The 26551-nt window shown below is 75.4% G+C and carries 23 protein-coding genes; 13 read left to right on the forward strand and 10 right to left on the reverse strand.

Going from position 1 to position 26551, the window contains the following annotated elements; all coding sequences use genetic code 11:
• Positions 1–33 precede the first annotated feature (33 nt).
• On the reverse strand, positions 34–1254 hold the full coding sequence (locus ACI8AG_RS12840; RefSeq protein WP_456597349.1) for a cysteine desulfurase-like protein: 1221 nt from the start codon (positions 1252–1254) through the stop codon (positions 34–36).
• Between the two features lie 86 nt (positions 1255–1340).
• Here ACI8AG_RS12840 and ACI8AG_RS12845 point away from each other — a divergent pair, with 86 nt between their 5' ends.
• Both ACI8AG_RS12845 and ACI8AG_RS12850 read left to right on the forward strand, forming a co-directional pair.
• Entirely contained in the window at positions 1341–1889 is a 549-nt protein-coding gene (locus tag ACI8AG_RS12845; RefSeq protein ID WP_456590582.1) for a bacterial proteasome activator family protein, read from the forward strand.
• A 132-nt stretch (positions 1890–2021) separates the two neighbouring features.
• Positions 2022–2294, forward strand: a complete 273-nt coding sequence (locus ACI8AG_RS12850) for a hypothetical protein (protein ID WP_456590581.1) — start codon at positions 2022–2024, stop codon at positions 2292–2294.
• A gap of 64 nt (positions 2295–2358) precedes the next feature.
• Here ACI8AG_RS12850 and ACI8AG_RS12855 read toward each other — a convergent pair whose 3' ends face one another.
• The 5 genes from ACI8AG_RS12855 to serS all read right to left on the reverse strand — a co-directional run bounded on the left by ACI8AG_RS12855 (position 2359) and on the right by serS (position 8962).
• Positions 2359–4008: a methyl-accepting chemotaxis protein gene (locus tag ACI8AG_RS12855; RefSeq protein ID WP_456597350.1), complete on the reverse strand. Its 1650-nt coding sequence runs from the start codon at positions 4006–4008 to the stop codon at positions 2359–2361.
• Positions 4009–4184: 176 nt separating this feature from the next.
• Positions 4185–5840, reverse strand: a complete 1656-nt coding sequence (locus ACI8AG_RS12860; protein ID WP_456597351.1) for a methyl-accepting chemotaxis protein — start codon at positions 5838–5840, stop codon at positions 4185–4187.
• Positions 5841–5959: 119 nt separating this feature from the next.
• Positions 5960–6763, reverse strand: a complete 804-nt coding sequence (locus ACI8AG_RS12865) for an HAD family hydrolase (protein WP_456590303.1) — start codon at positions 6761–6763, stop codon at positions 5960–5962.
• Positions 6756–7664 carry an HAD family hydrolase gene (locus tag ACI8AG_RS12870; RefSeq protein ID WP_456597352.1) on the reverse strand — a complete coding sequence of 303 codons (909 nt, stop codon included), beginning with the start codon at positions 7662–7664 and terminating at the stop codon, positions 6756–6758. Before ACI8AG_RS12870 ends, ACI8AG_RS12865 begins: the two co-directional genes overlap by 8 nt.
• Positions 7661–8962: a serine--tRNA ligase gene (serS, locus tag ACI8AG_RS12875; RefSeq protein WP_456597353.1), complete on the reverse strand. Its 1302-nt coding sequence runs from the start codon at positions 8960–8962 to the stop codon at positions 7661–7663. Before serS ends, ACI8AG_RS12870 begins: the two co-directional genes overlap by 4 nt.
• A gap of 168 nt (positions 8963–9130) precedes the next feature.
• Here serS and ACI8AG_RS12880 point away from each other — a divergent pair, with 168 nt between their 5' ends.
• From ACI8AG_RS12880 to ACI8AG_RS12890, 3 genes are all read left to right on the forward strand, one after another.
• Complete coding sequence (locus tag ACI8AG_RS12880) at positions 9131–10555, forward strand: GuaB1 family IMP dehydrogenase-related protein (protein WP_456597354.1); 1425 nt, start codon at positions 9131–9133, stop codon at positions 10553–10555.
• Entirely contained in the window at positions 10552–10899 is a 348-nt protein-coding gene (locus ACI8AG_RS12885) for a metallopeptidase family protein (RefSeq protein ID WP_456597355.1), read from the forward strand. Before ACI8AG_RS12880 ends, ACI8AG_RS12885 begins: the two co-directional genes overlap by 4 nt.
• Positions 10900–11051: 152 nt before the next feature.
• Positions 11052–11381, forward strand: coding sequence for a GroES family chaperonin (locus ACI8AG_RS12890; protein WP_456590298.1), 330 nt, complete (start codon positions 11052–11054; stop codon positions 11379–11381).
• 63 nt (positions 11382–11444) lie between these two features.
• On the opposite strand, the gene ACI8AG_RS12895 is transcribed toward ACI8AG_RS12890, so the two are convergent.
• Positions 11445–11924: a MarR family winged helix-turn-helix transcriptional regulator gene (locus ACI8AG_RS12895; RefSeq protein ID WP_456590297.1), complete on the reverse strand. Its 480-nt coding sequence runs from the start codon at positions 11922–11924 to the stop codon at positions 11445–11447.
• A gap of 77 nt (positions 11925–12001) precedes the next feature.
• On the opposite strand from ACI8AG_RS12895, the gene ACI8AG_RS12900 reads away from it, so the two are divergent.
• Together ACI8AG_RS12900 and ACI8AG_RS12905 are read left to right on the forward strand one after the other, a co-directional pair.
• The gene (locus ACI8AG_RS12900; protein WP_456597356.1) at positions 12002–14194 is read left to right on the forward strand and encodes an MMPL family transporter; all 2193 of its coding nucleotides are present in this window, start codon (positions 12002–12004) and stop codon (positions 14192–14194) included.
• Positions 14195–14214: 20 nt separating this feature from the next.
• Complete coding sequence (locus ACI8AG_RS12905; protein ID WP_456597357.1) at positions 14215–15093, forward strand: ketopantoate reductase family protein; 879 nt, start codon at positions 14215–14217, stop codon at positions 15091–15093.
• 107 nt (positions 15094–15200) lie between these two features.
• Here ACI8AG_RS12905 and pheA read toward each other — a convergent pair whose 3' ends face one another.
• Positions 15201–16148, reverse strand: coding sequence for a prephenate dehydratase (gene pheA / locus ACI8AG_RS12910; RefSeq protein WP_456597358.1), 948 nt, complete (start codon positions 16146–16148; stop codon positions 15201–15203).
• A 106-nt stretch (positions 16149–16254) separates the two neighbouring features.
• On the opposite strand from pheA, the gene ACI8AG_RS12915 reads away from it, so the two are divergent.
• From ACI8AG_RS12915 to larC, 3 genes are all read left to right on the forward strand, one after another.
• Positions 16255–17934: a diguanylate cyclase gene (locus ACI8AG_RS12915; protein ID WP_456597359.1), complete on the forward strand. Its 1680-nt coding sequence runs from the start codon at positions 16255–16257 to the stop codon at positions 17932–17934.
• A 128-nt stretch (positions 17935–18062) separates the two neighbouring features.
• Positions 18063–20696: a diguanylate cyclase domain-containing protein gene (locus tag ACI8AG_RS12920; RefSeq protein WP_456597360.1), complete on the forward strand. Its 2634-nt coding sequence runs from the start codon at positions 18063–18065 to the stop codon at positions 20694–20696.
• A 133-nt stretch (positions 20697–20829) separates the two neighbouring features.
• Positions 20830–22032: a nickel pincer cofactor biosynthesis protein LarC gene (gene larC, locus ACI8AG_RS12925; protein ID WP_456597361.1), complete on the forward strand. Its 1203-nt coding sequence runs from the start codon at positions 20830–20832 to the stop codon at positions 22030–22032.
• A 2-nt stretch (positions 22033–22034) separates the two neighbouring features.
• Here larC and ACI8AG_RS12930 read toward each other — a convergent pair whose 3' ends face one another.
• Positions 22035–23096, reverse strand: a complete 1062-nt coding sequence (locus ACI8AG_RS12930) for an MFS transporter (RefSeq protein WP_456597362.1) — start codon at positions 23094–23096, stop codon at positions 22035–22037.
• Positions 23097–23361: 265 nt separating this feature from the next.
• Here ACI8AG_RS12930 and ACI8AG_RS12935 point away from each other — a divergent pair, with 265 nt between their 5' ends.
• Both ACI8AG_RS12935 and ACI8AG_RS12940 read left to right on the forward strand, forming a co-directional pair.
• Complete coding sequence (locus tag ACI8AG_RS12935; protein ID WP_456597363.1) at positions 23362–24861, forward strand: diguanylate cyclase domain-containing protein; 1500 nt, start codon at positions 23362–23364, stop codon at positions 24859–24861.
• Positions 24862–24958: 97 nt separating this feature from the next.
• Positions 24959–25555: a TMEM165/GDT1 family protein gene (locus ACI8AG_RS12940; protein WP_456597364.1), complete on the forward strand. Its 597-nt coding sequence runs from the start codon at positions 24959–24961 to the stop codon at positions 25553–25555.
• Here ACI8AG_RS12940 and ACI8AG_RS12945 read toward each other — a convergent pair.
• Positions 25548–26105, reverse strand: coding sequence for a TetR/AcrR family transcriptional regulator (locus tag ACI8AG_RS12945; protein WP_456597365.1), 558 nt, complete (start codon positions 26103–26105; stop codon positions 25548–25550). The genes ACI8AG_RS12940 and ACI8AG_RS12945 overlap by 8 nt on opposite strands.
• A 79-nt stretch (positions 26106–26184) precedes the next feature.
• Here ACI8AG_RS12945 and ACI8AG_RS12950 point away from each other — a divergent pair, with 79 nt between their 5' ends.
• Positions 26185–26550, forward strand: coding sequence for a hypothetical protein (locus ACI8AG_RS12950; protein WP_456597366.1), 366 nt, complete (start codon positions 26185–26187; stop codon positions 26548–26550).
• Position 26551: the final 1 nt, after the last annotated feature.

Genomic DNA, 26551 nt, shown 5'->3' on the forward strand with positions numbered 1-26551 from the left:
CGCACGCTCGGGGCGAGCCTCGGGACGGGGCCGTCAGCGGGGACGCAGCCCCGCGACCGCGTCGATGATCCGGCCGACCTCGTCGGCGGTGCTGTAGTGCATGAGCCCCAGGCGCACCGCGCCCCCGCTCTCGTTCACCCCGAGGGCGTCGAAGAGCTCCCGGGCGTAGAAGTCACCGTCCCAGGCGCAGATGCCTGCCCGGGCCAGCTCTGCGGCCACCTGGCGGGGGCGCATGCCGGCGACGGTGAACGACAGCGTGGGGGTGCACCGCTCGGGCTCGCCGAGGACCTGCACGTGGCGCATGGCCCGCAAGGCCTGGTCCAGCCAGTCGAACAGGTCACCCTCGTGCCGGGCGACGGCGGCCATCGACGCCCGGAGCCGGTCGCGGCGACTGCCGATCGCCTCGGCGCAGAGCCCGGCCAGGTGGTCGACGGCGGCGCTCACCCCCGCGTACAGCTCGAACGGCGGCACCCCCGTCTCGAACCGGTCGGGCACCCGGTCCGACGAGGGCAGCAGCTTGTCCGGCCGCAGGTACTCCAGCAGCTCCGGGTCGGCCACCACCGCAGCGACGTGCGGCCCGCACCACTTGTAGGCCGACACCGCCAGGAAGTCCGCACCGAGCGAGCCCTTGTCGAGGAACACGTGCGGGGCGGCGTGGACGGCGTCGACGTAGACCAGCGCACCGACCCCGTGCGCCTGTGCGGCGATGCCGGCGACGTCGGGCCGGGTGCCCAGTGCGTTGCTGGCGGCGGTGACCGCCACCAGCCGGGTGCGCCGGGTGAGCAGGTCGGCGTACTGCCAGGCGGGCAGCTCGCCGGTCTCGATGTCGACCTCCGCCCAGCGCACCTGCACCCCGGTGGTCGCGGCCAGCTGCAGCCACGGCCGGACGTTGGCGTCGTGGTCCAGCCGGCTGAGCACGATCTCGTCACCGGGGCGCCAGGTGCGGGCCAGCGCGCGGGCCATGCCATAGGTCAGCGCGGTCGCGCTCGGCCCGAGGACGACGCCGCCGGGCCGGCCGCCGACCAGGTCGGCCACGGCGGCCCGGGCACCGGAGACCAGCGCCTCGGCCCGCCCGGACGCCGGGAAGACCCCGCCCCGCTCGGCGATCGGCGTGCGCAGCGCGGAGCCGACCGCGTGGGCGACGTTCTCGGGGACCAGCGAGCCGGCCGGGCCGTCGGCGTGGACGTAGCCGTCGGACAGACCGGGGAAGAGACCGCGGACCCGAGCGACGTCCAGCCGGCCCCCCGATGCCATGGTCCGACCCTAGTTCCTGCCCCCGGTCGGCCCGCACTCTCCCGGCCCCCGGCGGAGCGTCCGCGCCACCGGGCAGGATGGGTGGCATGACTGCACCGCAGAACGGCAACGAGCGCCCCCAGCAGGTCGTCGTGGTCGGGCCGGACGGGCGTCCGGTCGGCACCGTGCCGATGCCCCAGGGGGCCGACGACGAGGGCAACGGGGGCATGGACGTCGGCGAGCTGGTGGAGCAGCCCGCGAAGGTCATGCGGATCGGCACGATGATCAAGCAGCTGCTCGAGGAGGTCCGCGCGGCCCCCCTCGACGACGCCAGCCGCAACCGGCTGCGCGACATCCACGCCTCCTCGATCCGCGAGCTGGAGCAGGGCCTGGCCCCCGAGCTGCGCGAGGAGCTGGCGCGCATCTCGCTGCCGTTCAGCGAGGGCGAGACGCCCTCGGACGCCGAACTCCGGATCGCGCAGGCGCAGCTCGTGGGCTGGCTGGAGGGCGTCTTCCACGGCATCCAGACAGCGCTCTTCGCCCAGCAGATGGCCGCCCGGGCCCAGCTGGAGGAGATCCGGCGGAAGGCCCTTCCCGGCGGGCAGCACCCGGCGGGCCAGCCGGACCTCCGTCCGGGTGGCGGCCAGTACCTGTAGCGCGCGATCCGACCGGAACCCACCGGTTCCCCTGACCGGGTGACGCTGGTCGCCGGCGGTTTCCGGGGGCGGGCCCGCGCTCACTGACGGTCCGGCGCCGGGACCGCCCCGGCCCCATCCCGGGAGGATCCCGTGACCACTCAGCAGTCGAGCAGCCCGTCCACGCGCAGCGGCCAGAACGGCCTGGCGATCGCCTCGCTCGTCACCGGCGCCGTCGGCGTCGTCTTCGCGATCCTGTTCGCGATCATCGGCCTGGCCCTGGGCGTCGTGAGCGTGGGCCTGGGCGTCGCCGCCCGGCGCAACAGCACCCGCACCGGCCAGGCCACCGCCGGTCTGGTGCTCGGTGCGGTGGCGGTCGTCGCCGCCGTCGTGAACATGGTGATCGCCTACAACGTGCTCACCTGAGCCGGACGCGCGACGGCGCCGCCCCCGGGTCGGGGGACGGCGCCGTCGGGCGTGCCGGGTTGGTTCAGACGGTGAAGCGGGCGACCGCCTCCTGCAGCTCCCCGCTCATCCGGGCCAGCTCCGCGGCGGCCCGCTGCGCGTCCTCCACCCGCTGGTTGGTCTCCTGCGTCCCCGCGGCCAGCCCCGAGATCGCCGCGGCGATGTCCTGCGAACCACTCGCCGCCTCGGCCACGTTGCGGTTCATCTCGTTCGTCGTCGCCGTCTGCTCCTCCACCGCCGCAGCGATCGTCGCTTGGAAGTCGTTGATCTCCCCGATCACCGCACTGATCTTGCCGATCGCATCCACCGCACCCGCGGTGTCACCCTGGATCGCCTCCACCCGCTTGGAGATGTCCTCGGTCGCCCGCGCCGTCTCCTGCGCCAGCTCCTTCACCTCGCTGGCCACCACCGCGAACCCCTTGCCCGCCTCACCGGCGCGCGCAGCCTCGATCGTGGCGTTCAGCGCCAGCAGGTTCGTCTGCTCCGCGATCCCGTTGATCAGCTTGATCACCGTGGCGATCTCCTGCGAGGAGTCACCCAGCTTCCCCACGGTCTTCGTCGTCGTCTCCGCCACCGTCACCGCCTGACCCGCCACCCGGGCCGCCTCGGTCGCGTTGTGCGCGATCTCCCGGATCGCCGACTCCATCTGCGACGACCCCGTCGCCACCGTGTCCACGCTCGATGCCACCGCACCCGCGGAGGTCACCACCTCGTCGGCCTGGCCGGCCGCGAGGCGGGCGTTCTCCCGCATGCCCTCGGCGGCGCCGCTGAGCTGGTGGGAGGCCGTGGCCAGGCGGGTGGAGGAGTCGTTGACCAGCAGCAGGACGTTGCCGATCGAGTCCAGCGTGTGGTCGAGCGACGCCGCCATCTCGCCCAGCTCGGCACCACCCGTGCGGCCGGCGCGGACGGTGAGGTCACCGGCGGCCACCTGGCCCAGGATCTCGCGGATCCGCTGCACCGGCCGGGTGACGCCGCGGGCGACCACGAAGGCCAGAACGACGGAGATCGCCAGGCCCACGGCGATCAGGACGAGGGTCAGCGTGCGGCCGTCGTGGTACGCCTCCTCGGCCTCCCCCGTGATTGCCTGCGCATCCTCGGCAGCGATGGTCGTGGCCTCCGCGATCGAGGTGGAGATGGTCTGCTCGTTCTCGTTGAGCTCCGCGACCAGGGCGCCGATCCGCGCCGGCGGGGTCCCGGGCGTGTTGGTGGCGACGAGCAGCTGCTGGAGCACGGTCAGGTACGTCTCGACCGAGGTGGCCATCTGCTCGTGCAGGATTCGCGCCTCGTCGGAGAGCGGCATCTCGCCCACCTCGGCGACGTGCTGCGCGAGTACCTCGGTCATCTCCGTCGTCTGCTGCTGCGCACGCGCCCGGCTCTCCGGCGGCAGGGTGGGGACGTTGGCCCGCGCGATGTTGGCCGACAGCTGCCACCAGTCGGCCTGCAGCTCGCGCAGCCCGTCGAGCGGGATGGCGCCGTCCTCGTAGACGCGCTGCGCCTGGTCGCTGAGCACCGACATCCGCTGGATGCCGAAGGCACCGACGCCGAGGGTGGTCACGGCGACGACGAGGATCGAGCCGAGCAGGCGGCCGCGCAGCCCGATCCGGGACAGCCCCCGGGGCTGCTGGTCGTCCCGCGCCGTGTTCGCCGCGGTGTCGGGGTCCTGCACGCGCTCCATGCCTGCTCGCTCTCCTGGAAGTCGGTCGGTCCGAGAGGACCGTCGTCCTGCTCATCGGCAGGCCGAACGGTGGAGTTCACCCCAGTCGTGGAGCGGCTCCACCGGTAGGGGTGCGCGGGACGCGCGACGGCGCCGCCCCCGGGTGGGAACGGCGCCGTCGGGCGTGCCGGGTTGGTTCAGACGGTGAAGCGGGCGACCGCCTCCTGCAGCTCCCCGCTCATCCGGGCCAGCTCCGCGGCGGCCCGCTGCGCGTCCTCCACCCGCTGGTTGGTCTCCTGCGTCCCCGCGGCCAGCCCCGAGATCGCCGCGGCGATGTCCTGCGAACCACTCGCCGCCTCGGCCACGTTGCGGTTCATCTCGTTCGTCGTCGCCGTCTGCTCCTCCACCGCCGCAGCGATCGTCGCTTGGAAGTCGTTGATCTCCCCGATCACCGCACTGATCTTGCCGATCGCATCCACCGCACCCGCGGTGTCACCCTGGATCGCCTCCACCCGCTTGGAGATGTCCTCGGTCGCCCGCGCCGTCTCCTGCGCCAGCTCCTTCACCTCGCTGGCCACCACCGCGAACCCCTTGCCCGCCTCACCGGCGCGCGCAGCCTCGATCGTGGCGTTCAGCGCCAGCAGGTTCGTCTGCTCCGCGATCCCGTTGATCAGCTTGATCACCGTGGCGATCTCCTGCGAGGAGTCACCCAGCTTCCCCACGGTCTTCGTCGTCGTCTCCGCCACCGTCACCGCCTGACCCGCCACCCGGGCCGCCTCGGTCGCGTTGTGCGCGATCTCCCGGATCGCCGACTCCATCTGCGACGACCCCGTCGCCACCGTGTCCACGCTCGATGCCACCGCACCCGCGGAGGTCACCACCTCATCGGCCTGGCCGGCCGCGGCCCGGGCGTTGGCGGCGATGCCCTCGGCGGCGCCGTCGAGCTTCTGCGAGGCGTCGGCCAGCCGGTTCGCGGAGTCGCCGACCAGCCGCAGCACCCCGCCGATCGAGTCGAGCGTCCGGTCGACCGAGGCCGAGACGCGGGCCAGCTCGGCACCACCGGTGGGACCGACGCGCACGCTCAGGTCGCCGTCGGCCACCCGGTCGAGCACCTCGCTGATCCGCTGCACCGGGCGGTTGATGCTGCGGGCCACCAGAACGGCCAGCCCGACCGACACGACGAGGCCGATCCCGATGACGAGGAACGTCAGCGTGCGCGCCGCCTCGGCGGCGTTCCTCGCGTCCTCCGCGATGGCGTCGGCGAACTCCGACTGCGCGTCGGCGGCTTCGGTGAGGGCGGCGATCGCCTCGATCTCGGCGGCATCGAGCTCGGCGCCGGCGGTCTCCAGCTGCGCCAGCTGGGCCGGGTCACCGCTCTCGAGGGCAGCGATGATCTCGCCGAGCGTGGTGAAGTAGTCGGTCATCGCGGGCTCGAAGCGCTCGAAGGCCGCGCGCGACGCGGCACCCAGCGGCTCACCGTCGACGAGGCCGGTCAGCTCCTGGATCCGGGCCTGCACCTCGGTGGCGCGGGCCTGGTACTGGGCGACCGCCTCCGGCTGGAGCCCGGGGATCGTGGTGCGCGCCGAGTTCGCCTGGTACTCCCACCAGGCCGACTGCAGCAGCCGGATCTCGTCCAGCGGCACCGTGCCGTCGTGGTAGATCTGCTCGGCCTGGTCGCTGAGCACCGCCATGCGGGAGGCCCCGATGACGCCGACCGCCAGGGTGGTCAGGGCGACGAGCAGGATCGCCAGCAGGAGCCGGCCCTGCAGACCGACCCGGCGGAACAGCCCGCGCCCTCCATCCGCGGCGTGCTCAGAACCGTGCTGAGCGGTTGGTGCGACAGCGGCGTCCATGCCGAGCCTCCCGAGGGACAGAACCGCTCCACCGGCGGTCGACTGCCCGGGTTTTCGGCAGATCGTGCGCCGGATTGAGCCGACCCAAGGCTGGAGTCACTCCAGCGGAGCAGGAACGGCTAGAGCGACCTCAGGAAGGTGGCGACGCCGTCCTCCTCGTTGGTCCCCGTGACGTCGGTGGCGACGGCGAGCAGGTCGGGGTGCGCATGCGACATCGCGACCGCCCGGCCACCGCCGTCGCGCACCCACTCGAAGGCGGCGATGTCGTTGGGCATGTCGCCGAAGACGACGACGTCCTCGGGGCCGATCCCGTGGCGGGCGGCGACCGTGGCCAGGCCCGACGCCTTCGTCACCCCGGTCGCGGAGATCTCCGCGAGGGCATCCGTCGACGAGCACGTGACCGTCGCCCGCCCGCCGATGACCTCCTCCACCAGGGCCACGAACTCGTCGCGCGGCAGCTTCTCGTGGCGGGCCAGGAGCTTGGCGACCGGTTGCTCCAGCATCTCCTCCAGCGTCGCCTCGGCGACCCCCGGCGCGTCGACGTCCCACCGTGGCTTGTAGATCGGCTCGTGACGGAACTCCAGCCCGTACTCGACCGCGAACCAGGTGTCCGGCTGCCGCCGACGCAGCTCGGCCGTGACCGACCGGAGGACGTCGGGGTGCACCGGCTCCTCGTGGAGGATCTCGAAGCTCTCCAGGTCCAGGAGCACGGCGCCGTTGCAGCACACCGCCGTCCCGTAGCCGAGCACCTCGCGGATCCGGCGCATCCACCGCGGCGGGCGGCCGGTGGCCAGCACCACCGGGACGCCGTCGGCCCGCCAGCGCTCCAGCTCGGCGACGGTCGCCTCGCTGACCGTGTCGTCCCAGCGCAGGAGCGTGCCGTCCATGTCGCTGGCGATCAGGCGGGGACGCCAGTCAGCCATCGAGCACCGCCTCCAGGTACCGGGCGACCCCGTCGGCGCGGTGGCCGCTGGTCACGTGGGTGGTGACGGCACGAACCGCCGGGTGCGCGTTGGCGACGGCGACGGCCCGGCCCCCGGCCTCGGCGACCGCGGTCAGCATCGGCAGGTCGTTGGGCATGTCGCCGAACACGAGGACGTCGGCGAGGTCGACGCCGAAGCGCTCGAGGGCGACGGCCAGGCCGGTGGCCTTGGTGATCCCCGGCGGCAGCACCTCGATGAACCCGAGGCCGGCGTGGGTCAGCTCGGCGTCGGCCGGGTCGACGACGGAGCGGGCGAGCGCGAGCAGCTCGTCCTGGCCGATCGTGGGCGAGCGCAGGAAGACCTTGAGCACGGCCTCGGCCGGCAGCACCTCGTCCTTGGCCACGAGCTCGGCGTCCTCGGGGTAGGGCCAGTCGAAGCCGTGCTGCACCCGCAACGCGCCGCGCGCCTCGCCCTGATGGGCGGCGTCCTCCACCGCCAGCACGAGGTCCCCGGCCACCGACTCGATCCGCTCGATGACCGCGGCCGCCTGGCTCCGCGGAAGGGCGACTGTGCGCAGCACCTCGTCGCGTTCCAGGTCGACGACGAACCCGCCCTGCGCCAGCACCGCGATGCCGCGCCCACCGAGGGCGACGCGCACGCTCTCCAGCAGCCGGGGGCCGCGGCCGGTGACGCCGACCACCGGGATACCGGCGTCCCAGCAGGCGGTCACCGCCGCCCGGGTGCGCGGGCTGACCTCGCCGGCGTCGTCGAGGAGGGTGCCGTCGAGGTCGGTGGCGACCAGCTTGGGCCGCCACGGGCCGAGGTCACCGAGCTCCACGACCTGGTCGGCGCCGGGCAGGACGCCGTAGGCCTGCAGAGCCTTCGGCGCGGAATCGCTCATGCCGCGGGCGGCGGGACGGGGGCCGCCAGGGTCATGCCGGGGGTCAGCGCCTCGACGCCCCCCAGCCACGGCCGCAGCGCCACCGGCACGTGCACCGAGCCGTCGGCCCGCTGGTGCACCTCGAGCAGGCAGGCGATGGTGCGGGCGATGGCGCAGAGCGTGCCGTTCAGCGTGGCCGCGGTCTGGTTCTTCCCGTCCTCGTCCCGGTACCGGATGGTCAGCCGGCGGGCCTGGAAGGTGGTGCAGTCCGAGGTGCTGGTGAGCTCCCGGTACGTGCCCTGGGTGGGGAACCACGCCTCGATGTCGTACTTGCGCGTGGCGCTGGTGCCCAGGTCGCCGGCGGCGATGTCGACGACGCGGTAGGGCAGCTCCAGGGCCTGGAGGAACTCCTCCTCCCACGCGAGCAGCCGCAGGTGCTCGACGGCGGCGTCCTCCGGCCGGCAGAAGCTGAACATCTCGACCTTGTCGAACCAGTGCACCCGGATGATGCCGCGGGTGTCCTTGCCGTAGGAACCGGCCTCGCGGCGGAAGCAGGAGGACCACCCGGCGTAGCGCTTCGGGCCCTGCGCGAGGTCGAGCACCTCACCGGCGTGCATGCCGGCCAGCGCCACCTCGGAGGTGCCGACGAGGTACAGGTCGTCGCGCTCGATCCGGTACACCTCCTCGTCGTGCTCGCCGAGGAAGCCGGTGCCCTCCATGGCGCTCGGCTTGACCAGGGCCGGAGCGACCACCGGGGTGAACCCGGCCGCCACCGCCCGGCTGATCGCCAGCTGGGCCAGCGCGAACTCCAGCAGCGCGCCGGGGCCGGTGAGGAAGTAGAAGCGGGAGCCGGAGACCTTGGCGCCGCGCTCCATGTCGATGGCGCCGAGGGCCTCGCCGATCTCGATGTGGTCGCGCACCTCGAAGTCGTAGGTGGGCACCTCGCCGACGGTGCGCAGGGTGACCGCGTCGTCCTCACCGCCGGGCGGGACGTCGTCGGCGACCACGTTGGGGATGCGCAGGTGGACCTCGCGCAGCGCGGCGTCGGCGGCGCGCTGCTGCTCCTCGGCCTCCTTGACCTCGGCGGCCAGCGCCTTGGCCCGCTCCAGGACGGCGGGGCGCTCCTCGGGGCTCGCCTTCTTCACCGCCTGCGAGGCGTTCTTCTGCTCGGCGCGCAGGTCGTCGGCCCGCTTCACCGCGTCGCGGCGGGCGGCGTCGGCGGCGAGCAGCTGGTCGACCAGGGACTCGTCGGCGCCCCGGGCGCGCTGGCTGGCACGGACGACGTCGGGGTTCTCGCGCACGAGCCGTAGGTCGATCACGACGCCGATCGTACGGAGCCACCGCTGCCGCGCGGCTCGTGACCGCACCACCGACGCCCGACCGGGTCAACCCTCGCCGTCCGACCTCTGGCCGGGCCACATCGCGGCTCAACGTCCGCTTCCCCGGCTCAGCCCCCGAGCCGGCACCGCTACTGGGACACTGGGGCCATGCGCTTCCTGCAGCGGCCCTCGCACGACCTCACGTACTCCGACGTCTTCATGGTGCCCAACCACTCGACGGTCGGCTCGCGGCTCGAGGTCGACCTGACCACGCCGGACCGCGTGGGCACGACCATCCCGATCGTCGTCGCCAACATGACCGCGATCTCGGGACGGCGGATGGCCGAGACCACCGCCCGCCGGGGCGGGTTGGCGGTGCTGCCGCAGGACATCCCGGTCGACGTCGTCACCGAGGTCGTCTCCTGGGTGAAGACCCGGCACCCGGTCTACGACACCCCGATCACCCTCTCCCCCACCTCCACCGTCGGCGAGGCGCTATCGCTGCTCACCAAGCGCGCGCACGGGATCGTCGTGGTGGTCGAGGACGGGTCCCCCGTCGGCGTCGTCACCGACGGGCAGTGCCAGGGCGTCGACCGGTTCACCCAGCTCGCCGAGGTGATGACCCGCGAGCCGCTCACCATCCCCGCCGGCACCGACCTGCCGAAGATCTTCGACGTGCTCTCCGGTGAGCGCGTGAGCGCCGCCCCCGTGGTCGAGGGCGACCGGCTGGTCGGCGTCATCACGAAGAAGGGCGCGCTGCGCTCGGCGATCTACACGCCGGCGGTGAACACCGAGGGCCACCTGCTCACCTCGGCCGCCGTGGGCATCAACGGCGACGTCGCGGGCAAGGCCGCGGCCTTGCTCGCCGCCGGGGTGGACGTGCTGGTCGTCGACACGGCGCACGGGCACCAGGAGAAGGCGATCGAGGCGGTCCGCGCGGCGCGCTCGGTGGCCGGCTCCGTGCCGGTGGTCGCCGGCAACGTGGTGACGGCGCAGGGCACGCGCGACCTGATCGAGGCCGGCGCCGACGTCGTCAAGGTCGGCGTGGGCCCGGGCGCGATGTGCACCACCCGGATGATGACCGGCGTCGGGCGGCCGCAGTTCTCCGCCGTCGAGGAGTGCGCCGCGGAGGCTCGCTCGCTGGGCAAGCACGTGTGGGCCGACGGCGGGGTCCGGCACCCGCGCGACATCGCGCTCGCGCTGGCCGCCGGCGCGGCGAACGTGATGGTGGGCTCCTGGTTCGCCGGCACCTACGAGTCGGCCGGTGACGTGCACGACGACGGCGGCCGGCTGTACAAGGAGTCGTTCGGCATGGCGTCGGCGCGGGCGGTCAAGGCCCGGACGGCGACCCAGACCGGGTTCGAGCGGGCGCGGGCCGGCCTCTTCGAAGAGGGCATCTCCTCGTCCCGGATGTACCTGGACCCGGCCCGCCCCGGCGTCGAGGACCTGATCGACCAGATCGTGGCCGGCGTGCGGTCGTCGTGCACCTACGCGGGCGCGCGGACCGTGGACGAGCTGCACGAGCGGGCGGTGCTGGGGGTGCAGAGCTCGGCCGGCTACGAGGAGGGCCGGCCGCTGCCGACGTCCTGGTGAAGGCGCTCCCGCTCCCCGTCTTCGAGGAGCTGGTCGCCGACGCCCTCGACCAGGTGCCGCCCGAGCTGATGGGGCTGCTGGACAACGTCGTCGTCCTGGTGGAGGACCGGAACCCCGACGAGCCGGAGCTGCTCGGGCTCTACGAGGGGTACGCGCTGACCGAGCGCGGCTGGGACTACGGCGGCTCGCTGCCGGACCGGATCATGATCTACCGCGAGGCGATCTGCGACATCTGCGAGACCGAGGAGGAGGTCGTCGAGGAGGTCACGGTCACCGTCGTGCACGAGATCGCGCACCACTTCGGCATCGAGGAAGACCGCCTCCACGAGCTCGGCTGGGGTTGACCCCGGCGTCTCGTGCACGAAGCGCCGGGTGGTCGGTGCGGCACCGTCAGCCGAGTGCGCAGTCGTTGCCGCCGACACGGGCGGACACGCCGGGAAGACCGACCACAAGTCAGCACTCGGCCGCTCCGAGGGCCCTAGTAGCGTGGGACGACGTGCCCGAGAACAGCGCCGGCCGGTTGCCGATCAAGATGCTGCACGACCGCATCCTGGTGTCGCTGCGCCGGGAGGACGGCGAGCGGCGCTCCACCGGCGGCATCCTCATCCCGGCCACCGCGCAGGTCGCCAAGCGGCTGGTGTGGGGCGAGGCCAAGGGCGTCGGCCCGAGCGTGCGCCAGGTCAAGATCGGCGACCAGGTGCTCTTCTCCCCCGAGGACCAGCACGAGGTCGAGGTGCACGGCGAGGACCTGATCATCCTGCGCGAGCGCGACGTGCACGCCGTCGCCGCCGAGCGCATCGAGGAATCGACCGGCCTCTACCTCTGAGCGGCCCCCAGGCATAGGAAGCTATGCATGCGTCCGGGGCCCCGGATGCGCACGTATAGCTTCCTATGCCTGGGTCTCGGGCGGGGTCGTGCGGGCGTGCTGCTCGATCACCCCGGTCATGTCGGTCAGGAACCGGTGGACGACGGCGAGCTCGGCGTCGGAGTAGCCCTCCATCGCCGCCAGCAGGTCCCGCTGCAGCCCGCCGAAGAACTCCGCCCCGGCGGCCATCGCCTCCGATGACATCTCCAGCGTCACCCGGCGGCGGTCGGCGTCGTCCCGCACCCGGCGCAGGTGGCCGGCGCGCTCCAGCCGGTCGACCAGCGCGGTCACCGACGCCGAGCTCAGCTCCACAGCCGCGCCGAGCCGGCCCGCGGTGAGCGCCTCACCGCGGCGAGCGGCGTCCATGACCGCCACCAGCGCCCGGACGTCGGTGCGCCCCAGCCCGTGCAACCCGGCGAACCGCTGCCCGACGGCATCCAGCTCCACGGTCAGCCGGCGAAGGAGCAGCGCCAGCTCCTGCCGCGCGGGATCGACCTCGGCCACCACACCTCCGTTCGCGCGCGGCACGAGACCGCCCTAATCTCTCGATCACCGAGATGATCGACCATCAAGGAAAACCGATGCCGCGCCGCTCCCCCGTCCTCCGCTGGATCCTGCCTGCCGTCGTCACCCTGCTGTGGCTCGGGCTGGCCGGACCCCTCGGCTCGTTCAGCGGCAAGCTCGGGGAGGTCTCGGAGAACGACTCCGCCGCCTTCCTCCCCGACAGCGCCGAGTCCACCCGGGTGACCGAGCTGCAGCAGCGGTTCCGCACCGAGCGCACGCTGCCGGTGATCCTGCTCTGGGAGAGCGAGGACGGCGCGCTCGACCCCGCCGCGCTGACCGAGGCGCAGGAGCGGGTCGAGGAGGCGGCCGCCCTCGCCGAGGACGCCGGCGCGCTGGCCGGCGAGCCGTCGCCGCCGATCCCGTCGGAGGACGGCGAAGCGGTGCAGGCGGTGCTGCCGTTCGACCCGGACCTGGGCGACGCGCTGGGGCAGGTCATCGCCGACCTGCGCGATCTGCCGGGCATCGACGGCACCACGGCGTACGTCACCGGCCCGGGCGCGATCTTCTCCGACTTCGCCGAGGGCTTCTCCGGCATCGACGGCCTGCTGCTGCTCGCCGCGTTCGGCGTCGTCCTGCTCATCCTGTTGGTCGTCTACCGCAGCCCGCTGCTGCCGCTGCTGGTCATCGGCACCGCCGGCCTCGCGCTGGTCGTCTCCCTCGCCGTCGCCTACTTCCTGGCCGACCGGGGCTGGATCACGGTCAACGGCCAGAGCCAGGGCATCGCCTCGATCCTGGTCGTCGGCGCGGCCACCGACTACGGCCTGCTGCTGGTCGCCCGCTACCGGGAGGAGCTGCGCCGCGAGCGGTCCCCCGTCGCCGCGATGAAGGTGGCGCTCCGGCAGTCGTGGGAGCCGATCCTCGCCTCCGGCGGGACGGTGATCCTCGGCGTCCTCTGCCTGCTCTTCTCCGACCTGGGCTCCAACCGCGCGCTCGGCCCGATCTCCGCGGTCTGCATCGCCTTCGCCATGCTCGCCGCGCTCACCTTCCTGCCCGCGGTGCTGGTCCTCTTCGGCCGCGCGGCGTTCTGGCCGTTCCGCCCGAAGTACGGCGAGGAGCACGCGCACGGCAAGGGCTGGGAGCGGGTGTCGGCCTCGGTCGGGCGCCGTCCGGGCCGGTACCTCGTCGGCAGCACCGGCGTGCTCGTCGTCCTCGCGCTGTTCCTGCCGACCTTCGACGCCGACGGCATCCCCCTGTCGGAGGCGGTGCGTGGTGGCTCGGAGTCCGGCGCGGGGCAGGAGGCGCTGGCCCGGCACTACCAGGCCGGCGGCGCCAGCCCCGCAGTGGTCATCACCCCCGCCGACGGATGGCAGGACGTCGCCGACGCCGCGTCGCAGGTCGACGGCGTCGCCGGGGTGGCGCCCTTCACCGGTGGGGGCCCGCCCGGAGCGGGGAACGCCGAGCCGGTCGTGGCGGACGGACTGGTCCGCATCGACGCCACGCTGGCCGACGCCCCGGACAGCGAGGCCGCGCAGAGCACCGTGGCCGACCTGCGGGCGGCGGTGCTCGACGTCGACCCCGACGCCCTCGTCGGCGGCTCGACCGCCCAGGACCTGGACACCCAGGAGACCGCCGCCCGCGACCTCGCAGTGATCGTGCCGCTGGTCCTGCTGGTGATCACCGTCGTGCTCGCGATGCTGCTGCGGGCGGTCGTGGCGCCGCTGCTGCTGGTGGGCACGACCGCGCTGAGCACCGCCGCGACCGTCGGCGTCGCCGCGCTGGTCTTCGAGCACCTCTTCGACTTCCCGGGCAGCGATCCGCAGGTGCTGCTCATCGGGTTCGTCTTCCTCGTGGCCTTGGGGATCGACTACAACATCTTCCTCATGACCCGGGCCCGGGAGGAGTCGACTCGGCACGGGGCGCGGGCCGGCGTCCTGCGGTCGCTGGCGGTCACCGGCGGGGTGATCACCAGCGCCGGGCTGGTGCTCGCGGCCACCTTCGGGGCGCTGACCGTGCTGCCGCTGGTCATCCTCATCCAGCTCGGGTTCCTCGTCGGCTTCGGCGTCCTGCTCGACACCTTCGTCGTCCGGACCCTGCTCGTGCCCTCGGCCGTGCACCTGATCGGCGACAAGGTCTGGTGGCCGGGCCGGCTGGCGCAGGGGCCCACCGAGCCGGCCGCGCCCACGGAGGAGCGCGGGCTGGAGCGCAGAAAGGACCCCGCTGCCCCCCACCACTCGCGAGCTCGCGGCGGGACCCTGCAGCGGGGCCGCTGACGTAGCGCGAGGATGGCGTCATGGATCCGTTGCGCGTGGCCGTGCTGGGACCAGGTGGCGTCGGCGGGCTGCTCGCCGCCCTGCTGGCGCGCCAGCGGCACGCCGTCACCTGCCTGGCCCGGCCAGGGACCGCGGCACACCTCGACGAGCACGGCGTGCGGGTGACCAGCGACCGCTTCGGCGAGCTGACGGCGCGGGTGCGCGGCGCCGAGCGGCTGGACGGCCCGGTCGACGTCCTGCTGGTGACGACGAAGGCCACCCAGCTGGAGGAGGCGCTCGGCCGCGTGCCCGCCGACGTGCTGGGCGGCGCCGTCGTGGTGCCGCTGCTCAACGGCGTCGAGCACCTGGCGGCGCTGCGCGAGCGCTACCCGGCGGCGCGGGTGGTCGCCGGCACGATCCGCGTCTTCGCCGACCGCCCGGCGCCCGGCGTGGTGCGGCACGACGGCGAGCTGTGCGCCGTCCAGCTGGCGCCGGGCGCCGAGCCGCTGGCCGACGCGCTGACCGCCGCCGGGGTCGACGTCACGGTTCGACCGGACGAGGCCGGCCTGCTGTGGGACAAGCTCTGCTTCCTCGCCCCCATGGCGCTGCTGACCACCCAGGCCGCGGCCCCGCTCGGCACCGTGCGCGACCAGCACGGCGAGGAGCTCGCCGCGGTCATCGGCGAGGTCGCCGCGGTGGCGCGGGCCGAGGGCGCCGCCTCCGACGCCGCCGCCACCCGCGAGTTCGCCTGGTCGCTGCCCGACGGCATGCGCTCGTCGATGCAGCGCGACGCCGAGGCGGGCAACCCGACCGAGCTGGAGGCCATCGGCGGGGCGGTGCTCCGGGCGGCCGACCGGCACGGCGTCGACGTCCCGGTCACCCGGCGGATCGTCGAGGAGCTCCGCACCCGCGCGCGGTGACGGCCCCGTCCGGAGGCTCGCCGCGAGCTCGCGAGCGGTGCGAGGGACGGGCGGCCCCGTCCGGAGGCTCGCCGCGAGCCTGCGAGCGGTGAGGGGGCGGGGTCCTTCTAGAGATCGCCGGCGCGCACCCGGGCCAGCCACTCCCGGGCGTCGGCGAACGCGGCGTCGGACGACTCCGGCTGCACCGGGCGGTTCTCCCGCCCGTCCGCGCGCGGGTAGGACCCCAGGAAACGGACGTCCTCGCACACCCGGTGCAGCGCGGCCAGCGCCTCCCCCACGCGCGGGTCGCCCACGTGCCCCTCGCAGTCGAGGGAGAAGGAGTAGACGCCCAGCCGCTGCCGGGTGGGCCGCGACTCGATGCGGGTGAGGTTGATGTCGCGGACGGCGAACTCCCGCAGCAGCTCCAGCAGCGCGCCGGTGCGGTCGCCCACCACGGCGACCAGCGACGTCTTGTCGTTGCCGGTCGGCGCGGCGGGCGGGGCGGGCGGCTCCACCAGCACGAACCGGGTGACCGCACCGGGGTGGTCGGCGACGTCGGAGACCAGCTGCTCGAGGCCGTAGCGTTCGGCGGCGATCGCCGCGCAGACGGCGGCGTCCACCTCGCCCGCGGCCACCGCCGCGGCCGCCGCGGCCGTGGAGTTGGTCGGCAGCGGCTGGACGCCGGGCAGCAGCTCGGCCAGCCGCCCGCCGGTCTGCGCGAGGGCGTGCGGGTGGCTGGCCACCGACCGGACGGCGGACAGCGCCGTCCCCGGGCGGACGGCGAGGACGAAGGCGACCTCCAGGTACACCTCGCGGGTGATCACCAGCGGCGCGCCGTCGGCCAGCCCGTCCATGGTCGCCGGCACCGAACCCTCGACGGAGTTCTCCAGCGGCACGAGGGCGGCGTCGGCGTCACCCGATCGGACGGCGGCCAAGGCCGCGGCGACGCTCGGGTGGGGGTCCCGACGTCCCTCGGCGGTGGCGATTGCCCTGCTCAGGGCCGCTTCGGCGAAGGTACCCTCGGGCCCCAGATAGGCGAATCGCGTCGGAGACGAACTGGGTGGCATCCCGGGCATCCGACGAGGGTAGTGCGCACGGGACGAGGCGGTCGCCCGGCCCGGACGGGCGCCGGGAACCGGCAGCACCGGCCCTCCGGGGCCCCGCCGCGGAGGGGAGGGATGCGTGACCGCAGGTCGTGCCCGCGTCGCTCCCGGCGCTCTGCACACCGCCCTCTGGCGACTGCTCGACGCCAGCGACCGGGAGGACCACGCTCCCTTCCTGGCGCACCTGGACGAGGTCGACGAGGCCTTCGCCGGCAGCCCCGACCCCGCCTGGCGCGCCTGGCGGCACGCGTTCGACGCCCACCGCGCGCTCGTGGACGACGACCCCGCCGGCGCTGCGGTCCGGATCGCGGCGGCCCGCGAACAGCTCGACGAGTGCCCGGTGTCGTCGCAGACGGCCCTGCTCATGGCCTACCTCGCCCACGTCGAGGCGACCGCCGACCACCTCGACTCGGCCCTGCTGCTCGCCGTCGACGCCAGCCTGCTCACCGACGGGCCCGCCGTGCCGCCCTCGCGCGCCCTGCTGCAGGCCCACCGCTGGCTGTCGATGACGCTCTCCGGGCTGGACCTGGAGGAGCTCGCCGTCCACCACGCCGTCCGCGGGCACCAGGTGGCCGCGGAGCTGCCCGACGTCGGTGACCGCGGCCGGCTGCTGCTGCTCACCGCCCGCCAGCACGTCGAGCTCGCCCAGACGATGCGCCGCCGCGGCGACACCGAGCGCGCCGCCGAGCTGGCCACCGAGGCGATCGCCTGCGCGACCGCCGCCCGCGAGCTGGACTGGTCTCCCGAGCAGGCCGACGCCGACCTGCTCGACGTGGTGCAGGCCTGGGCGCTCATGTGCAGCGGCGACCCGGGCGCCGCTCTCGGGCCCCTGCGCCGCGTGCGGCGGGCCCTGCAGCGCGACGGCGGCGGCCTGTGGCTGCGCGGCTACACCGACCTGGCACTCGCCCGCGTGCTGGCCGCCCTCGGGTCCGGCGGACGGGACCCGGCGGCGGGCGAGGAGGCGATCACCCTGCTGGTCGACGCCTCGGGCGCGTTCGCCGCCGTCGGTGACCGACGCCGCTACCGGCAGAGCCTGCTGGAGCTCGGACAGGGCAACGCCGACCTGGGCCGGCCGGCCGAGGCGCTGCACTGGCTGGAGGCCTACCGCGCCGACACCGGCCGGGCGCACGCCCGCAGCCGCGAGCTGTGGGCGGAGATGTTCGTCCGGCGCAGCCGGCTGCGCGAGGCCGAGCGGCAGGAGGCGGTGCTCCGCCGGCACGCGCTGGAGGACCCGCTGACCGGGCTGGGCAACCGGCGCAGCGCGGAGCGCCGGCTGGGGACGCTGCGGCTGGGCGAGGAGCCGCTGTCCCTGGCCGTCGTCGACGTCGACCGGTTCAAGGAGGTCAACGACGACACCTCGCACACCCACGGCGACGCCGTGCTGCGCCGGGTCGCCGACCTGCTGCGGGAGCACAGCCGCACCGGCGACGAGGTGTACCGCTGGGCCGGGGACGAGTTCCTCGTCGTGCTGCCGACCGCCACCGAGGCGCAGGCCGTGGTCGTCATGGAGCGGCTGCGGTCGGCCGTCGCCGAGGCCGACTGGCGCGACCTGCAGCTCTCGGGGCCGGTGACGGTCAGCATCGGCGTGGCGACGGCGCCGGCGGTCCCCGACGGGCAGCCGAGCCCGGTCGCCGGCTGGCGGGCGCTCTTCGACACCGCCGACCTCCACCTCTTCTCCGCCAAGCGGCTCGGGCGCAACCGGGTCCGCGCGCACGGGCCGGCCGACGTCACACAGGCCGATCGCGGGGCAACTGCGTGACGACCCTGCGCGCCTGGGACGGGAGGGACACGACGGACGAGGGACGGCGCGTTCCCCGTGACGTCCTCGACACTGTCGGTGACGACATGCACAGTGCGCTCGTGCCACCGGGAGCCCTGCACCAACGGGTGACCGCCGCTCTGAGCAACTGGCAGCTCGACGACGCCGAGCAGCTGCTCGCCGGGGTCGAGCGGGACACCTCGCCCTACGTCGCGGCCGCACCGGCCGCCGACGCGCCCGACGGCGCCCCGGCGTCGCTCGGCCGCGCGTGGGCCGACACGCTGCGCGCCGAGCTGCTGGTGCGGCGGCTGCGCGTCGCCGGCTTCACCCTCGTCGGCGACCCCGTCTCCCCCGCCGAGTCCGCCCTCGACCTGCACGCCGGGGTCGCCGGGCTGATCGACGGCGACTGCGCGGACGCCGACCCGCGGTCGGAGTCGGCCTCCCGCGCGGCGCTGGCCATCGCCCTGGTCCGCTCGGCCAAGGCGGCGTTCGACGCCGCCGACGACGACCTCCAGCGGGCCGCCGGGCTGGCCCGACACGCCCGCATCGAGCTGCTGTCGCGGCGCATCGACGCCGCGATGGACGAGGCCGTGGAGGCCGCGAGCCTCCTCGACCCGGGGTTGGCACCCAGCCCGCTGCTGGTCGACACGCTCGGCACGCTGGCCGGCGTCCTCGCCGACCTGGAGCTGATGCCGCTGGCGCTGGACTACCAGCGACGCGCGGTCGAGGCCGCCCAGGCGGTCGCCGCGAGCGGGGCGGAGGAGACCGATGCCGACGTGCTCGTCGCCGTCGCAGCCACCCGCCTCGGGGAGCTGTGCGCCGAGCTCGGTGAAGGCCTCCTCGACGACGGCGCCCCCGATTCGGCCGCGCCCTACTTCGCGGAGGCCCGTGGGCTCGCCGAGCAGGCACTGGTGCAGCTGCCCCCGGACTCCGCCGGTGTCGTGCCCGCCCAGGTCGTGCACGGGTGGGCGCTGGTGGGCCTGGGCGAGCAGGCCGCCGCGGCCGGGCCGCTGCGCGCCGCGATCCGGCTCTCCGCGGCCGCCGCCGACCGGGACCGCATGGCCTCGGCGCAGCTGGCCCTCGGCCGCGCGCTGCGCCGCCAGGGCGAGGGCCGGGCCGCCGACGAGCACCTGGTCGCCGCCCTCACCCTGGCCACCGAGCACGGCCTGCCGCGGCTGCGCCGGGCCGCCCTGCGGGAGCTCTGCACGCTGCACGCCGACCTCGACGACGCCGGCCGCGCGCTCCCCTACCTGCAGGCCTACCTCGCCGACGAGCTGGACCGGGTCGACGAGCGGCGCACCCGCTGGGTGGAGCTGTTCGGCCGGCGCAAGAGCCTGCTGGAGACCGAGCGGGCCGCCGGGCAGCTGCGCCGGCAGGCCTACGAAGACCCGCTGACCCACCTGCCCAACCGGCGCTACGCCGAGGCGCGGCTGGACGGGCTGCTGGCCGCCGGCGACGTCCCGGCGCTGGCCGTGGTCGACGTCGACAACTTCAAGGCGATCAACGACACCGCCGGGCACCCGGCCGGCGACGCCGTGCTGCGGACCATCGGCGAGCTGCTGGTCGCCGGGGTGCGCGACACCGACGAGGTGTGCCGCTGGGCGGGTGACGAGTTCGTCATCCTCCTGCCCGAGACGACGGCGGAGCAGGGCGAGCGGGCGCTGGAGCGCATCCGCGCCTCGGTCGCCCGGTACCCGTGGACCGACCTCGGCCTCGACCTGCCGGTGACCATCAGCGCCGGCATCGCCTCGGCCACCCGGGGCGACGACCGCAAGACGCTGTTCGCCGCGGCCGACGGGATGCTGTACGACGCCAAGCGCAGCGGCCGCGACCGCGTGGTGCGGCTCTCCGCGGTCACCCAAACGCGGGCCGCCGACGGCGCGCCCGAGCCGGCCGCCCAGGAGGCCGCGGCTCCGGAGGCCACGACGCCGGACGCGACGACGCCCGGGGAGACGACGCCTGGGGAGACGACGCCTGGGGAGACGACGCCCGGGGCCGCGCCGCCGGAGCCCGCGGGAGCCACGCCCGCCGACGACGCCGCCCGCGCCGCCGCCGCCGTCCGCGCGGAGGCGGCCGGCTTCGCCGCGCTGCTGGGCGGCGCGCACCCCCCGCTGGGCACCGCACGCCCGGGCGAGCCGCTGCTGGCCCCCGTCGCGCCGGCGCCCCCCGCCGCGGGGGTCGGCCCGGTGGTGGTCCGCGCCGCGGGCCGCACCACCGAGCAGGTGCTCGCCCTGGTCCGCGACGCCCGCCGCGAGACCCCCGACCGGCCCGTGCTGGTGCTGCGCGCGGCCGCCGAGACGCTGGTGGCGTTGGCCACCGAGCACGGGTCCGGCACCACCCTGGACGGCGCCGCGCGGGCCGCGGCCGTCGGCCCGCTGCCGGAACCGGCCGGCCGCACCACCGTGCTGTGCACCGACGGTGCGGACGCCGCCGTCGCCGCCGAGGCCGCCTTCGCCGCCCGCGTGACCGGCACCGAGGTCCGCCTGATCGAGGACGGGACACTCCCCGAGGGCACCGACTGCCTCGTCGTCGTCGCCGGGGCGGACCCCGGGCTGGCCGCGACGATCGGCGCGCGCACCGACGTACCGGTGGTCGCGGTGCCGACCTCGGCCGCGCACCCCGGTGGGCTCGGCGGGCTGGGCGCGCTCGTCACGATGCTGCACCCGGCCGGGTCCGGGGTGGTCGTCGCCGCGGTCGACGACGGCTGCTCGGCCGGCATCTTCGCCGCGCGAACGGCGCGGAGGGGCGCCAGGAGGGCGTGACCCCGGGCCGGGGGACGGCACCTGCCCGCGGTCTCGGCCGGACCCGGAGGAGTGGGGCCCGGAGGGTCCCGGCTCCGCGCGACCGGAGGACGGCACCTGGCCGCGGTGTCGTCCGGAGGACGACGATGTCACGGTGATCGGCTGGCTGGACCTCGCGGCCGGGGCCTCGGGCGACATGCTGCTCGGCGCCCTGGTGGACGCCGGCGTGCCCCTGGACGTCCCGGCCGGGGCGGTCGGCGCGCTCCCGGTCGAGCGCGTCCGCCTGGAGACCGAGCAGGTCACCCGGCACGGGCTGGGCGCCACCCGCGTGCACGTGCACGCCCCGCCCTCCGACGTCCACCGCACCTGGGCCGACGTCCGCGCGCTGCTGGGCGGCTCCGCCCTGCCGGCCCCGGTCCGCGACGGCGCGCTGGCGGTGTTCGAGCGGCTCGCCGTCGCCGAGGGGCGGGTGCACCGCGTGCCCGCCGACGAGGTCCACTTCCACGAGGTCGGGGCGCTGGACGCGCTGGCCGACGTCGTCGGCGTCGTGGCCTGCCTGGAGCACCTGGCGCTCGACCGGCTCACCGCGTCCCCCGTGGCCCTGGGCAGCGGCTCGGCGCGCGGTGCGCACGGCGTGGTGCCGATCCCGGGGCCGGCCGTGCTGGAGCTGCTCACCGGCGTGCCGGTGCACGCCGGCCCGGTGCCGGCGGAGACGTGCACGCCCACGGGGGCAGCGTTGCTCGCTGCCCGGGTGGAGGAGTGGACGACGCTGCCCGCCCTCCGCATCCAGCAGGTAGGCACCGGCGCCGGCGAGCGCAACCCGGAGCAGCTGCCCAACGTGGTCCGGCTGGTGCTCGGCGAACCGGCCGAGCCGGCACCGTCCGGGCCGGTGGTGCTCGAGGCCAACGTCGACGACCTCGACCCCCGGTTGTGGCCCGGCGTGCTGGAGGCGCTGCTGACCGCCGGCGCCTCGGACGCCTGGCTGACGCCGATCGTGATGAAGAAGGGCCGCCCGGCGCACACGCTGTCGGTGCTCTGCCGCCCCGACGCGGTCGCGGCGGTGCAGGGCGCCGTCTTCGCCAGCACCTCCACGATCGGGCTGCGGGTGGTCCCGGTGGGCAAGGTCGCGCTCGACCGCACGCAGGCGGCCGTCGACGTGCTCGGCGGCCGGGTGGGCGTCAAGATCGCCTCCGCGGGAGGCCGGCGGGTGAACGTCAGCGTCGAGTTCGAGGACGTCGCCGCGCTGGCCCGCGCCCGGGAGCTGCCGGTCAAGGAGGTGCTGCGGGCCGCCACCGCCGCCGCGTCGGCCGCCTACCCGGTCGCCCCACCCGGCGGCACTCCCCCGCCCCGGGGCTGACCTCACCGCCCCCGCAGGGCCGCCCCCGCCACCGGGACGACGGCGAGCACCAGCAGCCCGACGGCCGCCGGCCCGCCCAGCGCCCACACGGCGAAGACCAGCAGCGACGAGAGCTCGACCCCCATGCCGGCGACCGAGGTGATCGTCGCGCGGTGCGGGCCGGTGATCCGGCGCTGCAGCTCGGCCTCGGCGGCGACGAGCACGGCGAGGTACAGGCCGTAGGCCACCGCCAGCACGGCGACCACGAGGAACCCGTCCGCGGCCGCGGCGAGCAGCACCCCGGTTCCCGCCGCCGCGAGCAGCGCGGCCAGCAGCCGACCCGGGGGCCGCACCAGCCGGCCACCGAGCGCGGCTCCGGACGCCCCGGCGAGGGAGACGACGAGCACCGACCCGGGCACCGCCACCTCCGGCACCCCCCGGTCGGCCACCAGCACCGGGAAGTACTCCTCCATCCCGTCCAGCCCGCCGACCAGCGCGACGGCCACCACGGCCGCGAGCAGCGCGGGGCGGCGCAGCGCGACGCCCGGGCCGGCGGCCGGCTCCTCCTCGGCCTCGGCGCCGGGCGCCGCCGCCTCGGGGAACCGGAGCGCGAGCGCGGCGGCGCCCAGGCAGCCGGCGGCGCTGACCCAGCCGACCAGCGGGAAGCCGCCGGCGGTGTAGAGGGCGGTGGCCGCCAGCGCCGTCGGCACCTGGACCAGCAGCTCGGCAGCGGTCATGGCGGCGTTGACCCGGGCGAAGCACCCCGCGGCGCCGACCTCGGCGAGCCCGTCGTGCACCAGGGCCTCCGCCGCGCCCGACGTGCCTGCGCCGGCGAGGCCCCACAGGACGAAGCCGGCGGCGAACGCGCCGGTCGAGGGAGCCGCCACCCACACGCCGAAGGCCGCGGCCTGCAGCACGCCCGAGAGGGCCAGCACACCGCGGCGGGACCACCGGTCGGCGAGCAGCCCGGCCGGCACCTCGGCCAGCAGGGCGGTGACCGACCAGAGGCCGAACAGAAGGGAGAGCTGGGCGGCGGAGACCCCGGCGTCGAGGAAGAGCAGGGCGTACAGCGGGTACAGCGGCACCCACTCGGAGAGCGCTGCCCAGCCGATGGCCAGGCGGGCGAGCGGCCTGGCCGCGGGAGGCAGCGGGGGCGGTGCGGATCAATGTCGGCGCATGTCCCGCAGGCTAGCCCGGACGCCGCCCCGGCGCACCGGGGTAACAGCGGGGCGGGTGGGCATGACCCCTGCGGGTGGAAGGAACACGCCGGGACTCAACCGCCGGACACGGCACGCCGTTGCGAGACTGAAGAGACCGGATGCTCCGGTCCCGCCCGCGGAGGGACGCAGGATGACCAGCACGGCCGAACCCACGCCGGTGCCCGGCCGTCCGGGTGCCCGCGAGGAAGACCTCGAGCGGCCGGTCATGGACACCGACCCGGCGCTCGCGGGCCTGGTGCGCGTCGCCGCCGCCGTCACCGGCACGTCCTGGGCCTCGGTGATCACCATGGACACCCCCGTCATGCACGTGATGGCGGTGCACGGCTTCCGGGGAGCGGCGTGGCCGCGCGAGGGGTCCATCGTGTCGATCGTGCTCGAGCGCGGCCCGGGGGTGCAGACCTGCGACGACCTGAGGGCGGAGCCGCGGTTCGCCCGGAGCCCATGGGTCGACGGCCGCCGCGCCGGGATGCGCGCCTTCGGCACCGCCCCGGTGGTCGTGGACGGCCGCACGCTGGCCGCGGTCTGCGTCTTCGACCCCACCCCGCACGCCTTCAGCGACGAGGAGCGCGCCCGGCTCGCCGATGTCGCGACCGCGGTGGCCTCCCTGGTGCGCGCCGCCCAGCAGGCGCGCCAGCTCGCCGACCTGGCCGCCGCCAGCCAGCTCGCCCGCGCCGAGACCGCCCGGGCCCACCAGGAGCTGGCCCGGTCCACCGCCTTCAGCCATGCGCTGCTCGAGGTGCTCCCCGTGGGCGTCGTCGGCGCCGACGCCGAGGGCCGGGTGACACTGTTCAACGCCGCCAGCCGCCGGTGGCACGGCCTGGACGCCGACCCCACCGTCGAGCCGACGGACATCCCGGGCACCTACCGGCTCACCGACGTCGACGGGGCACCGCTGCCGCCGGAGCGGGTGCCGCTGCGCCGGGTCTACGCCGAGGGGCGGCTCGACCAGGCCGAGATGGGCATCGCGGTGCCCGGCGAGCCGTTCCGGCACGTCTCCTGCTCCGGCGTGCAGGTGCACGACGCCGAGGGCGCCCTGCTCGGCGCGGTGGTCACGCTCTCCGACGTCACCGAGCAGCGGGCGCTGGAGTCGGCGCTGCGCGAGGCTGCGCTGCACGACCCGCTGACCGGCCTGCCCAACCGCAACCTGCTGCTCGACCGGCTCGACCAGACGCTCGCCGCCGCCGAGCGGGCCCGCCGGCCGATGGCGGTGCTCTACTGCGACCTGGACGGGTTCAAGCCGGTCAACGACACCGCCGGGCACGCCGCCGGCGACGAGGTGCTGGTCGAGGCCGCCCACCGGCTGGCCGCCGCCATCCGCCCCGGGGACACAGTGGCCCGGATCGGTGGGGACGAGTTCGTCGTGCTGTGCCCGGAGGCCGGCTCCGAGCAGGCCGCGCAGGTCATCGCCGACCGCATCACCGCCGCCTTCGACCGCCCGCTGCGCCGCCCCAACGGCGCCGAGCACGCCGTGGGCATCAGCATCGGGGTCGCGCTGTGCGGGCCGGGCGAGACGCCCGACTCCGCGCTCGCCGCCTCCGACGCCGCGATGTACCGGGTGAAGGCCGCCCGCCGGGCGGGGCACCCGCACGCACCGCGGCCGGTGCCGGGATCCGCCGTGCCCACCCCCTGACCCCTCCGCCCGCCCCGTCCGGCGGCCGCTACCGTTGGCCGCTGAGAAGGTCGCCTGCCCGAGCTCCGCCCGGCAGTGCCGCGGAGGAGGGTTCGTCGTGATCTGGTCGGTCGTGCTGGCCGCGTTCGTCCTGGTGCTCCCGGTCGAGCTGCCCGACAAGACCCTGTTCGCCAGCCTGGTGCTCGCCACCCGGTTCCCCCCGCTGCCGGTGTTCGTGGGCGTCGCCACCGCGTTCGGCCTGCAGGTGGCGATCGCCGTCACCGCCGGCTCGCTGCTCTCCCTGCTGCCGGAGGCGCCGGTGAGCGGCGTCGTCGCGCTGCTGTTCCTGGTGGGGGCGGTGATCCTCTGGCGCAGCGCGACCGGCGAGGCGGAGGACGCCGGAGCGGCCGCCGACGGCCGCGAGCCGACGTCGTTCCTGCGGGCGGCGGCGATCTCCTTCGGCGTGCTGTTCGCCGCCGAGTGGGGCGACCTCTCCCAGCTGGCGACCGCGGGGCTGGCCGCGCGCTACGAGGCGCCGCTGTCGGTCTTCGTCGGCGCGTGGGCCGCGCTCCTGGTGGTCTCCGGCCTCGCCGTCTTCCTCGGCAAGAAGCTGGCCGACCGGCTGCCGATCGCGCTGATCCGCCGGGTCGCGGCGGGGCTGTTCCTCGTGTTCGCCGTGGTCGCGGTCGTGGAGACGGTCCGGGCGCTCAGCTGACCGGGGGCGCCAGCAGCGCCAGCCGCTCGACGAGCGCCGTCAGCTGGGCATCGAGGTCGGGCCAGCCCACCTCCGGCGCCGCGGACCTCAGCGTGACGACGCCGTGCAGCGCCGTCCACACCAGCGTCGCCTCCTGGTGCGGGTCGCGGCTGCGGGAGCGCCCCGCGGCCATGCACGCCTCGACGCCGCCCACCAGGACGGCGAAGGCCCGTTGCCCGCTGGCGCCCCTCCGCGGGCCGAACATCGCCCGGTAGCGGGCCGGCGCGGCCAGCCCCGCCAGCACGTAGGCCCGACACCCGGCGAGCAGCCGGCGCGCGGGGTCGGATTCGGCGTCGACGGCGGCCAGCACCGCCGCGCGCAGCTGCTCGAACCCCTCGTCCAGGACGGCACCCAGCAGCGCCTCGAGGTCGGCGAAGTGACCGTAGACGGCTGGCGCGCTGACCCCCGCCTCCCGGGCCACGGCCCGCAGGCTGACCGCGGCGAGCGACCCCTCTCGCTCCAGCAGCGTCGTCGCGGCGGTCACCAGATCGGCGCGCAGGTCCCGGGGCACGAGCGGCACTTTACAGCTGTAAAGAGGGAGGCTACCGTGCTTTACAGATGTAAAGCTGGCGCCGAGCGAGGAGACCACCGTGCCGCTGATCCCCGATCTCACCTGGACCGCCCCCGACCGACGTCCGGGCCCGGGCGTCGTCGTCCGCACCGAGCTGCGACTGCGGCGGCTGCGCGACGTGCCCGCCTTCGTGCGCACCTCGCTCGCCGTCCACCGGCAGGCCGTCGCCGCCCCGGGCGCCCGGTCGGTACGGCTGCAGGCCGAGCCGCTGGCCCGGCGCTTCCGCACCGTCTCGTGGTGGGACGACGCCGCGGCGGCGCGCGCCTACGCGATCGCCGAGCCGCACCGCTCCGCCATGCGGGACTGGCGCGAGCGCCTGGCGGTCGCCGAGGTCACGCGGGAGCCCGGCGTCGAGGGCGCCGCGCCGGAGGTGGCCACCCGGTGAC

It is taken from the genome of Blastococcus sp. SYSU DS0552 (assembly GCF_054050815.1).